The following is a 12,549-nucleotide window of genomic DNA, read 5'->3' as shown; positions in this document are numbered from 1 at the left end:
TATAATGAGATAAGCAGCGCAGTTATTGTATTTTAGGTATGCATTGCGCAACGATGCTATGTGTAGTGTATGCGGGCGCCTGTCTGGACATCCGGGCATTCTAGTCCAGCCTTTGTCCATGTCGGCTACTTGACTCTTTGCGCTTTATGCTGTAATCGTTTGCGTACATGCCCATTTTTTATCATAGCGACTGAGTATTAGCTTGCTCAAGGAACAATTTTTATGATCCTCTTATCGTAAAAAGTGGGCATGACCCTGGCACGCTCAACGCAAAAAACGCATGCCCGGCCATGCCGCCGGAGCTTGCGTTTCTTCCTTCACTGCTTCTAAGAAATCAGCACGGACAGCATCGGCTGCTCGCCGTCTATCAATCCGTGGATACGGGCACCCATCCGCACCAGCTGCTGCAAATATCGGACAACATCGGAGGTTATCACTTCTCCGGGACTCAGCACTGGAATGCCGGGCGGATACGGAACGACCATCTCGGCCGACAAAAGGCCCACCGTATCGCTCAGCGGGACTTGAGCCGTCCCCTTTTTCCTGTAGACCGATTCGTCGAAGGACACTGGCTCGGATAATCCGGTCATGGCCGAATAAGATGGCAGCGTCACGCTTACTGTCCCTTTCGCCTCGACATCGTGCCTCAGCTCCGCTATCTGCTCCAGTGCGCGAGCGAGCTTTTCCGCATCCTCTTCGGTCGATGCCATGCTGAAAACCAGCAGCACCGCTTGGGGATCGGCCAGCTCTACATAGCAGCCGCGTTCCTCCAGCGCATCCTTCAGCTCGAAACCGCTCATGAAGTCCGCCGCATCTTTAATGGCGATTTTGAAAGGATCCCGTCCTACTTCAATATCGCGGCCAGGGAGCAAAAACGTGAACCGGGTCTGATCTCTCATCCGCTCCATGAATTGATCGACAATGCGGATTCCGCGCTCCAGCATGTCCATCCCATGCGTATCCAGCTGCCTGCGGCTGAGATCCAGACTTGCCATCAATGGATAGGACGGGCTTGAGCTTTGCAGCATCGTTAAGTACCGCTTCAGCTCCTTGCGGTCTATCCGCTCTCCCTGGACATGAAGCATAGCCCCCATCGTCATCGAGGTAAGCAGCTTATGGGTGGATTGAACCACCACATCAGCCCCACAGGATAACGCCGACTTCGGAAGCGCCGGATGGAATCCGAAATGGCCGCCGTGAGCCTCGTCCACCAGCAGCGGCTTGCCGTAATCGTGCAGCAGCTGCGCAATGCCTTCAAGCGGAGTCGCCATACCGTAGTAGCTTGGTCTGGTAATAAGCAGCCCCTGCGCTTCAGGATATTTTTGCAGCGCCGCCTTTACGTCTTCCTGCCTAACCCCTAACGTTAACCCCGTCACAGGGTCGATCTCCGGATTCAGGAATACGGCCCGTGCTCCAGCCAGCATCAAGCCATGAATAACGGACTTGTGCGCATCCCGCTGCACAAGCAGCAGATCGCCGCGGCGGCAGACGCTCATAATCATCGCCAAATTGCCTACCGTGCTCCCGTTTATAAGAAAAAACGTCTCCTCGGCCCCGAAGCATGCCGCAGCCAGCTGCTGCGCTTCCAAAATGGCTTCCTCCGGGTGATGCAAATCGTCCAATCCCGAGATCTCCGTCAAATCGAGCTGCATGATCGATTCATAGTATGGCCGTGCGGCCTCATCCAGGCCTTGTCCCGATTTATGGCCGGGAACGTGCAAGCTCACATGACGGCCTTGAGCATGCTCTACCAATCGCTCGAATAAAGGAGCGCTGAATTTATCCATGGTGTAAATCTCCCCGTTAGCTTTTCAATCATTTTATCTCCTCTATTGTAACAAAACAAAAAGGCTCCGACCAACGGGTAATTCCCATCAGCGAGCCTTCATTTCTTTGTAAACAGGATTATGCATTCTTTTTGTAAAAGATTTGCCTCATTTGGTGGATAAAAAAAGGATATTTGGCATCCATAACGTCAGTTTGGATCATTTCATGTTCGCATTCTTCACAGATGAATTCGGATATAATCATAATGCCATTTTCCTTCGTTTGTCCGCAGATGATGCAGTTATGGGCTACAACAGGCTGTTGTTGTACGGCGTCTCCCATACGTCTCACCTCTATTCTTCTTTTCTACCAGTATGTCCGCTTTCTCTTAAAGTAAACGTTGTTGATATATTTTTATGAAAATGGCATGTACTTGGTTCCGAAAAGCTTATATTTCTTACCGCTTTTGCCGATAAAGAAATTGCAATTCAAATCTATGAAAATGGACGAGTGAGGTTCAACGTGATACGAAAGGAATTATCAAAAGAATCGACAATTTACCATTATAAGCTGCTGCAGAGAATTCATTATAACTCGCGCTATTTTATTGCATACTGGTGCTTGCCGGGTATCTTATTTTTGTGGGATTTGATTCGTCTGCAGCCTCTCCCTATGCTGATTGGGGTATTGCTGATCCCAGTACTCCATACCGTGCTGATTTATTTATATTTCACCTTAAAAGAAAAGCGGCCGCTGCACCAATGGAAATTTCAATTTACGCTTCCTTGGTTTGGATATGCTCCTACCAATTATATCGCATTGTACCGGATCCAAGGTATGAATATCCATTTACTTTGGGTTACAGCTGTCATATGCGGCTGCTTTTATCCGTGGATCCCGCTTACGGTAATCCTTCATCTGATGTTCATTCATGTGTGGATTATGCTTCCGCGTTTTATCATCCAGTTCTTCATGCGGCAGCATCAGGAGAATGGCTACTTGAAGTTAAACGATCAGGATGCCTCGTGCTATGAACAATAAAGAAAGCAAGCAGGGTTAAAACCGAGTGCTTAGGATTGATTTCTTCGGGATCGGGTGAAAAAGCGATACACCAAATAAATGATCACACCCCAAAACAGAAGCCCGATAATGGATAACGGCGATCCGGCGCCTGGACCGAAACCCATAAAGCCAAAAGGATTGAACAAGCTTCCCAGCAGAGCGCCGGCCGCGAAGCCGCCAAAAATGCCTCCCCAGCCTCCACGTGTCGTATTCGGCACGTTCGGTGTCGTCCGCGGGTTGGTAGTTACGTTAGCTGGAGCTCTGCCAGGTGTCGTTGTCCCCCCTCGGGTCGCCCCAGGGCTTCGTCCACCGGAAAATGTTCCTCGGCCCGAACGATACGCTTGTCCGGTGATCTCCCCTTGCTCGGTTGTGCCGGTCCCCTGCCATTGTTGGTTCATCTCCAGCTTGTACAAGCCGTCGGCAGCTGCAACCCAGCTTATTGGAGCCGTCAAAAAAAGCAATAACACAACGGAAATGATAACGGATCTTTTCATTCGGACTCCCTCCATTATAACAGATGAATGCCCCACCCTTTTTCCACGCTTATTATCGTTTACCCGTGTGCTTTCTATTCGGTCCGCCGATCAGCCATAATCAAGAAAAACAAAAAAGAGCCTTTCTGGAATTTATCCAGAAAAGCTCTTTGCCGTTGCTTGGCGACGTTCTACTCTCCCAGGACCCTTCGGTCCAAGTACCATCGACGCTGGAAGGCTTAACGGTCGTGTTCGGTATGGGTACGCGTGGTTCCCTTCCGCCATCATCACCAAACTAAGAGTTTTCGTTAGAAAACTGGCTTCGTAAGCATACGCTTTGTTCAAGGATTTATTCCTTGAAAACTAGATACGAAACGATGCGTGTAATGAGCAAGTGTACTGCATCTCTGACCATACTTCGTATGGCAGATCATTGGATAAGCCCTCGACCGATTAGTATTCGTCAGCTCCACACGTTGCCGTGCTTCCACCCCGAACCTATCTACCTCGTCGTCTTCAAGGGGTCTTACATACTGGGAAATCTCATCTTGAGGGGGGCTTCACGCTTAGATGCTTTCAGCGCTTATCCCGTCCGTACGTAGCTATCCAGCCGTGCTCCTGGCGGAACAACTGGTACACCAGCGGTACGTCCATCCCGGTCCTCTCGTACTAAGGACAGCTCCTCTCAAATTTCCTACGCCCACGACAGATAGGGACCGAACTGTCTCACGACGTTCTGAACCCAGCTCGCGTACCGCTTTAATGGGCGAACAGCCCAACCCTTGGGACCTACTTCAGCCCCAGGATGCGATGAGCCGACATCGAGGTGCCAAACCTCCCCGTCGATGTGGACTCTTGGGGGAGATAAGCCTGTTATCCCCAGGGTAGCTTTTATCCGTTGAGCGATGGCCCTTCCATTCGGTACCACCGGATCACTAAGCCCGACTTTCGTCCCTGCTCGACCTGTTTGTCTCGCAGTCAAGCTCCCTTATGCCTTTGCACTCTTCGAATGATTTCCAACCATTCTGAGGGAACCTTGGGGCGCCTCCGTTACTTTTTAGGAGGCGACCGCCCCAGTCAAACTGCCCACCTGACACTGTTCCCCGACCGGATCACGGCCGCGGGTTAGAACTCCGATACGATCAGGGTGGTATCCCAACGTCGCCTCCACACAAGCTGGCGCTCATGCTTCTCAGGCTCCCACCTATCCTGTACAGATCGTACCAAAGTCCAATATCAAGCTGCAGTAAAGCTCCATGGGGTCTTTCCGTCTTGTCGCGGGTAACCTGCATCTTCACAGGTATTAAAATTTCACCGGATCTCTCGTTGAGACAGCGCCCAAGTCGTTACGCCATTCGTGCGGGTCAGAATTTACCTGACAAGGAATTTCGCTACCTTAGGACCGTTATAGTTACGGCCGCCGTTTACTGGGGCTTCGGTTCATAGCTTCGGGTTACCCCTAACCACTCCCCTTAACCTTCCAGCACCGGGCAGGCGTCAGCCCGTATACTTCGCCTTGCGGCTTCGCACAGACCTGTGTTTTTGCTAAACAGTCGCTTGGGCCTTTTCACTGCGGCCCCCTCGGGCTATTCACCCTACCGAGGCACCCCTTCTCCCGAAGTTACGGGGTCATTTTGCCGAGTTCCTTAACGAGAGTTCTTCCGCGCGCCTTAGCATGCTCTGCTCGCCTACCTGTGTCGGTTTGCGGTACGGGCACCTTCTCCCTGGCTAGAGGCTTTTCTTGGCAGCCTGAACTCATGACCTTCGCTACTGTAATTTTCACTCCCCATCACAGACCAGCCTTACGATGTGCGGATTTGCCTACACATCAGCCTCTCTGCTTGGACGGGCATCCATCAGCCCGCGTCACTATCCTTCTGCGTCACCCCATTGCTCATAACGGTTCACGGTGGTACAGGAATATCAACCTGTTGTCCTTCGACTACGCCTTTCGGCCTCGCCTTAGGTCCCGACTTACCCTGAGCGGACGAGCCTTCCTCAGGAACCCTTAGGCTTTCGGCGGACAAGATTCTCACTTGTCTTTTCGTTACTCATACCGGCATTCTCACTTGTGTACTCTCCAGCGCTCCTTACGGTACACCTTCAACGTATACACAACGCTCCCCTACCACGCATTTCTGCATCCATAGCTTCGGTGGCGTGTTTAGCCCCGTTACATTTTCGGCGCAGAGTCACTCGACCAGTGAGCTATTACGCACTCTTTCAATGGTGGCTGCTTCTAAGCCAACATCCTGGTTGTCTGCGCAACTCCACATCCTTTCCCACTTAACACACACTTGGGGACCTTAGCTGATGGTCTGGGCTGTTTCCCTCTTGACAATGGATCTTAGCACTCACTGTCTGACTCCCGGGATAAAGTATGTGGCATTCAGAGTTTGACTGGACTTGGTAACCCTTGGCGGGCCCCGCACCCAATCAGTGCTTTACCTCCACTACTCATCTCCCGAGGCTAGCCCTAAAGCTATTTCGGGGAGAACCAGCTATCTCCGAGTTCGATTGGAATTTCTCCGCTACCCCCACCTCATCCCCGAATTTTTCAACATTCGTGGGTTCGGGCCTCCAGTGCGTGTTACCGCACCTTCACCCTGGACAGGGGTAGATCACACGGTTTCGGGTCTACGCCCACGTACTCATTCGCCCTATTCAGACTCGCTTTCGCTGCGGCTTCGGCTTCTCACCTTAACCTTGCACGGGAACGTAACTCGCCGGTTCATTCTACAAAAGGCACGCCATCACCCGTTAACGGGCTCTGACTTCTTGTAAGCACACGGTTTCAGGTTCTATTTCACTCCGCTCCCGCGGTTCTTTTCACCTTTCCCTCACGGTACTGCTTCACTATCGGTCACTAGGGAGTATTTAGCCTTGGCAGATGGTCCTGCCTGCTTCCCACGAGGTTTCACGTGTCTCGCGGTACTCGGGATCCGTCTAGCGATACGTTGGTTTTTAGCTACAGGACTGTTACCCCCTATGGTGAGCCTTTCCAGACTGCTTCGCCTAACCAACTTTTCGCACATTGACGTCCCACAACCCCAGAGGGCAAGCCCCCTGGTTTGGGCTGTTCCGCTTTCGCTCGCCGCTACTGACGGAATCACTTTTGTTTTCTTCTCCTGAGGGTACTTAGATGTTTCAGTTCCCCTCGTATGCCTCTGCACACCCTATGTATTCGGATGTGAGTAACTGAGAATTACCTCAGCTGGGTTCCCCCATTCGGACATCCCCGGATCAATGCCTGCTTACGGCTCCCCGAGGCGATATCGTCGTTCGCCACGTCCTTCTTCGGCTCCTAGTGCCTAGGCATCCTCCGTGTGCTCTTATTAGCTTAACCTTGCTAATACACTTTGTTTGCTCTACGCAATTCATTTACATATCTAGTTTTCAAGGAACAAGTCTGCAACTGTTGCCAGTTGTCAGCAGTGTTTCATGTCGCTCATCTTCAACAGCGACAAATATTATCTTACCACAAACACCTACATAAAAGCAAGTATTTTTTTAAGTGGTTTTGGTGGAGCCAAGCGGGATCGAACCGCTGACCTCCTGCTTGCAAGGCAGGCGCTCTCCCAGCTGAGCTATGGCCCCATAATGTTATTTCCCCCACATAATTTCGGGGTCCCCGAAAGTAATCGGATTACACTTCAAAGGCCTTCTTCACTTCTTAGGGTAATTTGTTATGGTGGGCCCTAGTGGACTCGAACCACCGACCTCACCCTTATCAGGGGTGCGCTCTAACCAGCTGAGCTAAGGGCCCATATATAGATTTATGGTCAAAATAAAAACCCACTCAAGGTGGGTTCGCTTGGCGACGTTCTACTCTCCCAGGACCCTTCGGTCCAAGTACCATCGACGCTGGAAGGCTTAACGGTCGTGTTCGGTATGGGTACGCGTGGTTCCCTTCCGCCATCATCACCAAACGAATTGCGAGAAGATCTTTGTCCTCTCAAAACTGAACAACGAGGAGAGTGCTAGTTTGTGCAACCGAAGCTGCTTAATGTCCGATGACCTACAGCCATCATGGACTCCATAGAAAGGAGGTGATCCAGCCGCACCTTCCGATACGGCTACCTTGTTACGACTTCACCCCAATCATCTACCCCACCTTCGGCGGCTGGCTCCTTGCGGTTACCCCACCGACTTCGGGTGTTGTAAACTCTCGTGGTGTGACGGGCGGTGTGTACAAGACCCGGGAACGTATTCACCGCGGCATGCTGATCCGCGATTACTAGCAATTCCGACTTCATGCAGGCGAGTTGCAGCCTGCAATCCGAACTGAGACCGGCTTCTAAAGATTGGCTCCACCTCGCGGCTTCGCTTCCCGTTGTACCGGCCATTGTAGTACGTGTGTAGCCCAGGTCATAAGGGGCATGATGATTTGACGTCATCCCCGCCTTCCTCCGGTTTGTCACCGGCAGTCACTCTAGAGTGCCCAACTTAATGCTGGCAACTAAAGTCAAGGGTTGCGCTCGTTGCGGGACTTAACCCAACATCTCACGACACGAGCTGACGACAACCATGCACCACCTGTCTTGGGTGCTCCGAAGAGGGCGTCTATCTCTAGACGTTTCACCCAGATGTCAAGACCTGGTAAGGTTCTTCGCGTTGCTTCGAATTAAACCACATACTCCACTGCTTGTGCGGGTCCCCGTCAATTCCTTTGAGTTTCACTCTTGCGAGCGTACTCCCCAGGCGGAGTGCTTACTGTGTTTACTTCGGCACCAAGGGTATCGAAACCCCTAACACCTAGCACTCATCGTTTACGGCGTGGACTACCAGGGTATCTAATCCTGTTTGCTCCCCACGCTTTCGCGCCTCAGCGTCAGTTACGGTCCAGAAAGTCGCCTTCGCCACTGGTGTTCCTCCACATCTCTACGCATTTCACCGCTACACGTGGAATTCCACTTTCCTCTCCCGCACTCAAGTCATCCAGTTTTCAGTGCGATCCGGGGTTGAGCCCCGGGCTTAAACACCAAACTTAAATGACCGCCTGCGCGCGCTTTACGCCCAATAATTCCGGACAACGCTTGCCCCCTACGTATTACCGCGGCTGCTGGCACGTAGTTAGCCGGGGCTTTCTTCTCAGGTACCGTCACCCACAGGGCAGTTACTCCCCATGGCGTTCTTCCCTGGCAACAGAGCTTTACGATCCGAAAACCTTCATCACTCACGCGGCGTTGCTCCGTCAGACTTGCGTCCATTGCGGAAGATTCCCTACTGCTGCCTCCCGTAGGAGTCTGGGCCGTGTCTCAGTCCCAGTGTGGCCGATCACCCTCTCAGGTCGGCTACGCATCGTCGCCTTGGTAGGCCGTTACCCTACCAACTAGCTAATGCGCCGCAGGCCCATCTGCAAGCCACAGGTTGCCCCGTGTTTCATGATTCCCTCATGCGAGGAAACCAGCTATCCGGTCTTAGCTATCGTTTCCGATAGTTATCCCGGTCTTGCAGCCAGGTTGCCTACGTGTTACTCACCCGTCCGCCGCTATCCCCGAAGGGACCGCTCGACTTGCATGTATTAGGCACGCCGCCAGCGTTCGTCCTGAGCCAGGATCAAACTCTCCATTAAAGTGCCGCCGAAGCGACCGTATAACAGAGCTTGTCTTAAGCTCAAAATTCAATGCTAGCGAGAATTTGCATTCTCTATTTAACACTCACTCGTTGTTCAGTTTTCAAAGGACAATCATTTCCGTTCATCACCTTCGCACCCTATTTCTCAGTGCTTTTAGCGGCGACTTTTTTAATATACCACATATCAGCCCACTATTGCAAGTTTTTTTTGAAATAATCTTTGGATTGCTGTGGCATACATCAAATCACCCACAATTTCAGGGCGATAAGCATTAGCAAACCGGGCACGCCCAGGACACTTACCGTACCGACCGTCGCTGCATTCAGCGGCACTTCCAGACGAGTATATGGCCCGAACAGATTTAAAATATATAACAAAAACGCTGCAAAAGCAACCTGCAAGCAAAAATACCCTATCCACTGGAAGGCGCTTTTTTGACGAAACAGAGTAAATAAGAGAAGAACACCGGATCCAATCAATACGCCCCATAATATGTATTGTTTAATCATCAGCCTCCCATTGCCCTCCCCCGGTACACGTCTATGGCCGACAGGTTCATCGTTTTCGCTTGCTTGATCAGCATTTCGAACCGCTTCTCCGCCGCTTCCATCGCATACACCGCGTAGTCGATTTGCTCCTTCTCTATTACATAGTCCAGCCGCTGCTGTGCATTGACCCACTCGCTGTGGGCCTTTTCGATTTCCATCAACAGCTGCAGCCCCTCATTCTTCAATAACTCCTGCTGCTTCCGATGCGCTCCCGTCAACCTGTGCCATAACTTCATTCAAGTCCCCTCCTGAAGTTTGTCCTATACGCTATATATATCTTCCATTTCGCTTTAATAGAACTCTCGCCAGGGGCTGAAGCGCAAAAAAAAGAATCGTGCAGGAAACAACGAATGTTTCACGCACGACTCTTGTTAGAACCATTACTATAATTCCCTTCTGCCCTCCAGAGCTTTGGTCAGCGTTACCTCATCTGCATACTCTAGATCTCCGCCAACCGGAAGCCCGTGGGCAATACGGGTCACTTTCAATCCAAACGGCCTCACGAGCCGGGACAAGTACATAGCTGTAGCTTCCCCTTCAATGTTCGGATTCGTAGCTAGAATAAGCTCCTGTACCCGCTCGTCGGACAGCCGTTTGAGCAAATCGGCAATACGTATTTCATCAGGCCCTATGCCCTCCATTGGCGAGATAGCGCCGTGAAGCACATGATAGTAGCCATTAAATTCTTTGGTTCTCTCCATAGCCACAAGATCCTTCGGTTCCTGTACGACGCAAATCACGGAATGATCCCGGCTCTTGTCCTGGCATATTCGGCATGGATCCGTATCGGTAATGTTGCAGCATACGGAACAGTAGTGCAAATTCCGTTTTACATTGACCAACGCTTTGGCAAAATCGATACAATCATCTTCCTTCATTCGCAGCACATGAAAAGCAAGCCGCGCCGCCGTCTTAGGCCCGATACCGGGAAGGCGGGAGAAGGCATCGATCAGTTTCGCTAACGGTTCGGGATAAAACAAGGAAGTAGCTCCTTACACTTTGAATTTCAACCAGACTTTCGCGTTTCTATTAGAACAGTCCAGGAATGTTCATGCCGCCGGTCAAGCGGGACATTTCTTTATTAGCCATCTCTTCAGCCTTATTCATTGCATCGTTGATAGCAGTCAAAACAAGATCCTGCAGCATTTCTACATCATCCGGATCAACCGCTTCAGGCTTGATGACGATACCGGTTACTTTCTTTTGACCGTTAACGGTAACGGTAACTACGCCGCCGCCGGCTGTACCTTCGATCGTTTTTTGCGCAAGCTCCTCTTGCGTCTTCAGCATTTGCTCCTGCATTTTTTTCACTTGCTTCATCATTTGGTTCATGTTGTTCATTGTAAACACTCCTCGTAATCAATCTTCTTTTATTTTCACCAAATCTTCGCCAAACATTTGGATAGCCTCGTGAATCCATTCTTCCTTCGCAGCAGACGGCTCATCCTCGGGAACGAGCTTGAGCTCTTCCTTCTTGCTCTCGACAGATACGGATTGATCTGCCGCCGCCTTCCAATCTCTCATCATGATCGTGATCAATCGAAGCGGCTTGCCCAGCACCTCGTTCATCACCTGCTCGATAAGCTGCTTGTTCGCCGGCTTCTCGGTGGTTTCCCGGTGCATGGAGCTTTTGAAAGCAACAAGCAGCGCGCCGTCGTACACAGATACCGGCTCGCCGTCCACAAGCCAGGCATGGATCGTAATCTTCTGCTCCTTGACCCGGCCCAGCACCTGACTCCAGCGCTGCATGGCAGCCCTCGTCTCGTCGCTATCCTTCACGGACAAATAGCCTTCCAGCTTCTCGATCTTCTTGATCGCAACGGGAACCGCCGGCGCTCTGGAGCTTCCTCCGTGACCTGTACTCGAAGAAGTAGCCGGAGCTACTCCCTGCTTAAGAAGCTGGGCTATCTGCTCCTCCAGCCGCTGAATACGCCCGGTCAGCTGGGATACAAGTCCGTCCGGCGCAGCATCCGCAGCCCTTGTACTCACGGCAGCCGCCCGTTCCCCTTCAGGGGAGCTGCACAGCTTCATCATGGCAACTTCAAGCAGCGTTTGAGGCTGCACGGAATATTTCATTTCCGTCTGATAATAGTTCAACGTATCCATCATCGAGATCAGCTCTTGCACGGTGAACGATTCGGCCACCTCGGCAAACGGCCGGATATCGATAATCCGATCCGTTACGGCCTGGGAGCCCGGAACCATTTTGACCATGAGCAAGTCGCGGAAATAGTACAACAAGCTCTCCATGCACTTGTCAGCGCTCTTGCCTTCCTGCATGAAGTCATCGATCAGCTTCAATACGGTGCCGACATCTCTGCGTTTAATCGCATGTACAAGCTTCTCGAACTGTTCCCCCGCCATCCCGCCGGTAATGGACACAACGTCCTCGTAAGTGATTCTTTTGTCGGAGAAAGCCCGAATCTGATCCAGCAAGCTAAGCGCATCGCGCATGCCTCCGTCAGACAATCTCGCTATGAGCCGTACCGCGTCGTCCTCAGCCTCGATCTGTTCCTCCCGGCACACTTGCTGCAGGCGCTCAACCTGCTCATCCAGCGATACACGCCGGAAATCAAAGCGCTGACAACGGGAAATGATCGTTGCCGGAATTCGGTGCGGCTCGGTAGTCGCCAATATAAACATGACGTGGGCAGGAGGCTCCTCCAACGTCTTCAGCAAAGCGTTAAACGCCTCGGTCGTCAGCATGTGCACCTCGTCAATGATGTACACCTTGTGCCGAACCTCGGTAGGAGCGTATTTAACCTTGTCGCGAATATCGCGGATCTCTTCAACGCCCCGATTGGAAGCCGCATCGATCTCTACTACATCCATAACGGCGCCTTCCGTGATGCGAATGCAATTGGCGCACTCGTTGCACGGCTCCTCAGACGGACCGTTCAAGCAGTTGACGGCTTTAGCCAATATTTTCGCAGCCGTCGTCTTCCCCGTTCCCCGCGGACCGTTAAACAAATAGGCATGAGTAAAGCGGCCTTCGCGAAGCGAGTTTTGCAAGGTTTGGACGATGTGCTTTTGACCTACGATTTCCCGGAATGCCTGCGGTCTCCACGCTCGGTATAATGCGATATGTGCCATAGCTTCCTCTCCAACCATTGTTTATCCA

9 protein-coding genes, 2 tRNA genes and 4 rRNA genes are annotated in these 12,549 nt (G+C 51.7%); 1 reads left to right on the top strand and 14 read right to left on the bottom strand.

Annotation, left to right across the window (positions count from 1 at the left end):
• Positions 1-326: 326 nt before the first annotated feature.
• The gene (locus tag DVH26_RS01645; RefSeq protein ID WP_239630863.1) at positions 327-1,787 is read right to left on the bottom strand and encodes an aminotransferase class I/II-fold pyridoxal phosphate-dependent enzyme; all 1,461 of its coding nucleotides are present in this window, start codon (positions 1,785-1,787) and stop codon (positions 327-329) included.
• A gap of 118 nt (positions 1,788-1,905) precedes the next feature.
• Positions 1,906-2,109 (bottom strand): sigma factor G inhibitor Gin, encoded by a 204-nt coding sequence (locus DVH26_RS01640; protein WP_239630862.1) that lies wholly within the window; start codon positions 2,107-2,109, stop codon positions 1,906-1,908.
• A 180-nt stretch (positions 2,110-2,289) separates the two neighbouring features.
• Between DVH26_RS01640 and DVH26_RS01635 the strand changes: the two genes are divergently transcribed.
• Entirely contained in the window at positions 2,290-2,808 is a 519-nt protein-coding gene (locus DVH26_RS01635) for a hypothetical protein (RefSeq protein ID WP_239630861.1), read from the top strand.
• Between the two features lie 29 nt (positions 2,809-2,837).
• Here DVH26_RS01635 and DVH26_RS01630 read toward each other — a convergent pair whose 3' ends face one another.
• The 12 genes from DVH26_RS01630 to dnaX all read right to left on the bottom strand — a co-directional run bounded on the left by DVH26_RS01630 (position 2,838) and on the right by dnaX (position 12,521).
• Positions 2,838-3,323, bottom strand: a complete 486-nt coding sequence (locus tag DVH26_RS01630; protein WP_239630860.1) for a hypothetical protein — start codon at positions 3,321-3,323, stop codon at positions 2,838-2,840.
• A gap of 157 nt (positions 3,324-3,480) precedes the next feature.
• Positions 3,481-3,597 (bottom strand): 5S ribosomal RNA (rrf, locus tag DVH26_RS01625).
• Between the two features lie 138 nt (positions 3,598-3,735).
• Positions 3,736-6,648 (bottom strand): 23S ribosomal RNA (locus tag DVH26_RS01620).
• A 175-nt stretch (positions 6,649-6,823) separates the two neighbouring features.
• Positions 6,824-6,899: transfer RNA gene (locus DVH26_RS01615), tRNA-Ala, on the bottom strand.
• Positions 6,900-6,991: 92 nt separating this feature from the next.
• Positions 6,992-7,068, bottom strand: a tRNA-Ile gene (locus DVH26_RS01610).
• A 46-nt stretch (positions 7,069-7,114) separates the two neighbouring features.
• Positions 7,115-7,231, bottom strand: a 5S ribosomal RNA gene (gene rrf / locus DVH26_RS01605).
• 113 nt (positions 7,232-7,344) lie between these two features.
• Positions 7,345-8,877: ribosomal RNA gene (locus tag DVH26_RS01600) — 16S ribosomal RNA — on the bottom strand.
• Together the 16S, 23S and 5S rRNA genes with 2 tRNA genes alongside form the textbook arrangement of a ribosomal RNA operon.
• A 242-nt stretch (positions 8,878-9,119) precedes the next feature.
• On the bottom strand, positions 9,120-9,389 hold the full coding sequence (locus tag DVH26_RS01595) for a pro-sigmaK processing inhibitor BofA family protein (protein WP_239630859.1): 270 nt from the start codon (positions 9,387-9,389) through the stop codon (positions 9,120-9,122).
• Positions 9,389-9,664, bottom strand: a complete 276-nt coding sequence (locus DVH26_RS01590; RefSeq protein ID WP_239630858.1) for a DUF2508 family protein — start codon at positions 9,662-9,664, stop codon at positions 9,389-9,391. Before DVH26_RS01590 ends, DVH26_RS01595 begins: the two co-directional genes overlap by 1 nt.
• A gap of 147 nt (positions 9,665-9,811) precedes the next feature.
• Complete coding sequence (gene recR / locus DVH26_RS01585) at positions 9,812-10,408, bottom strand: recombination mediator RecR (RefSeq protein WP_239630857.1); 597 nt, start codon at positions 10,406-10,408, stop codon at positions 9,812-9,814.
• Positions 10,409-10,457: 49 nt separating this feature from the next.
• Complete coding sequence (locus DVH26_RS01580; protein ID WP_079911078.1) at positions 10,458-10,769, bottom strand: YbaB/EbfC family nucleoid-associated protein; 312 nt, start codon at positions 10,767-10,769, stop codon at positions 10,458-10,460.
• Between the two features lie 18 nt (positions 10,770-10,787).
• Positions 10,788-12,521 carry a DNA polymerase III subunit gamma/tau gene (gene dnaX, locus DVH26_RS01575; protein WP_239630856.1) on the bottom strand — a complete coding sequence of 578 codons (1,734 nt, stop codon included), beginning with the start codon at positions 12,519-12,521 and terminating at the stop codon, positions 10,788-10,790.
• Between the last annotated feature and the right edge of the window lie 28 nt (positions 12,522-12,549).

It is taken from the genome of Paenibacillus sp. H1-7, assembly GCF_022354825.1.
Taxonomy (GTDB): domain Bacteria; phylum Bacillota; class Bacilli; order Paenibacillales; family NBRC-103111; genus Paenibacillus_S.
The sequence above is the reverse complement of the archived record's forward strand: the minus strand, read 5'-3'. Positions and strand labels throughout refer to the sequence as shown.

What these genes read in the sequence shown, in the direction of transcription:
- DVH26_RS01645 (WP_239630863.1), bottom strand. Translation starts at nt 1,787, where the DNA reads ATGGATAAATTCAGCGCTCCTTTATTCGAGCGATTGGTAGAGCATGCT.
- DVH26_RS01640 (WP_239630862.1), bottom strand. Translation starts at nt 2,109, where the DNA reads ATGGGAGACGCCGTACAACAACAGCCTGTTGTAGCCCATAACTGCATC.
- DVH26_RS01630 (WP_239630860.1), bottom strand. Translation starts at nt 3,323, where the DNA reads ATGAAAAGATCCGTTATCATTTCCGTTGTGTTATTGCTTTTTTTGACG.
- DVH26_RS01595 (WP_239630859.1), bottom strand. Translation starts at nt 9,389, where the DNA reads ATGATTAAACAATACATATTATGGGGCGTATTGATTGGATCCGGTGTT.
- DVH26_RS01590 (WP_239630858.1), bottom strand. Translation starts at nt 9,664, where the DNA reads ATGAAGTTATGGCACAGGTTGACGGGAGCGCATCGGAAGCAGCAGGAG.
- DVH26_RS01580 (WP_079911078.1), bottom strand. Translation starts at nt 10,769, where the DNA reads ATGAACAACATGAACCAAATGATGAAGCAAGTGAAAAAAATGCAGGAG.
- dnaX (WP_239630856.1), bottom strand. Translation starts at nt 12,521, where the DNA reads ATGGCACATATCGCATTATACCGAGCGTGGAGACCGCAGGCATTCCGG.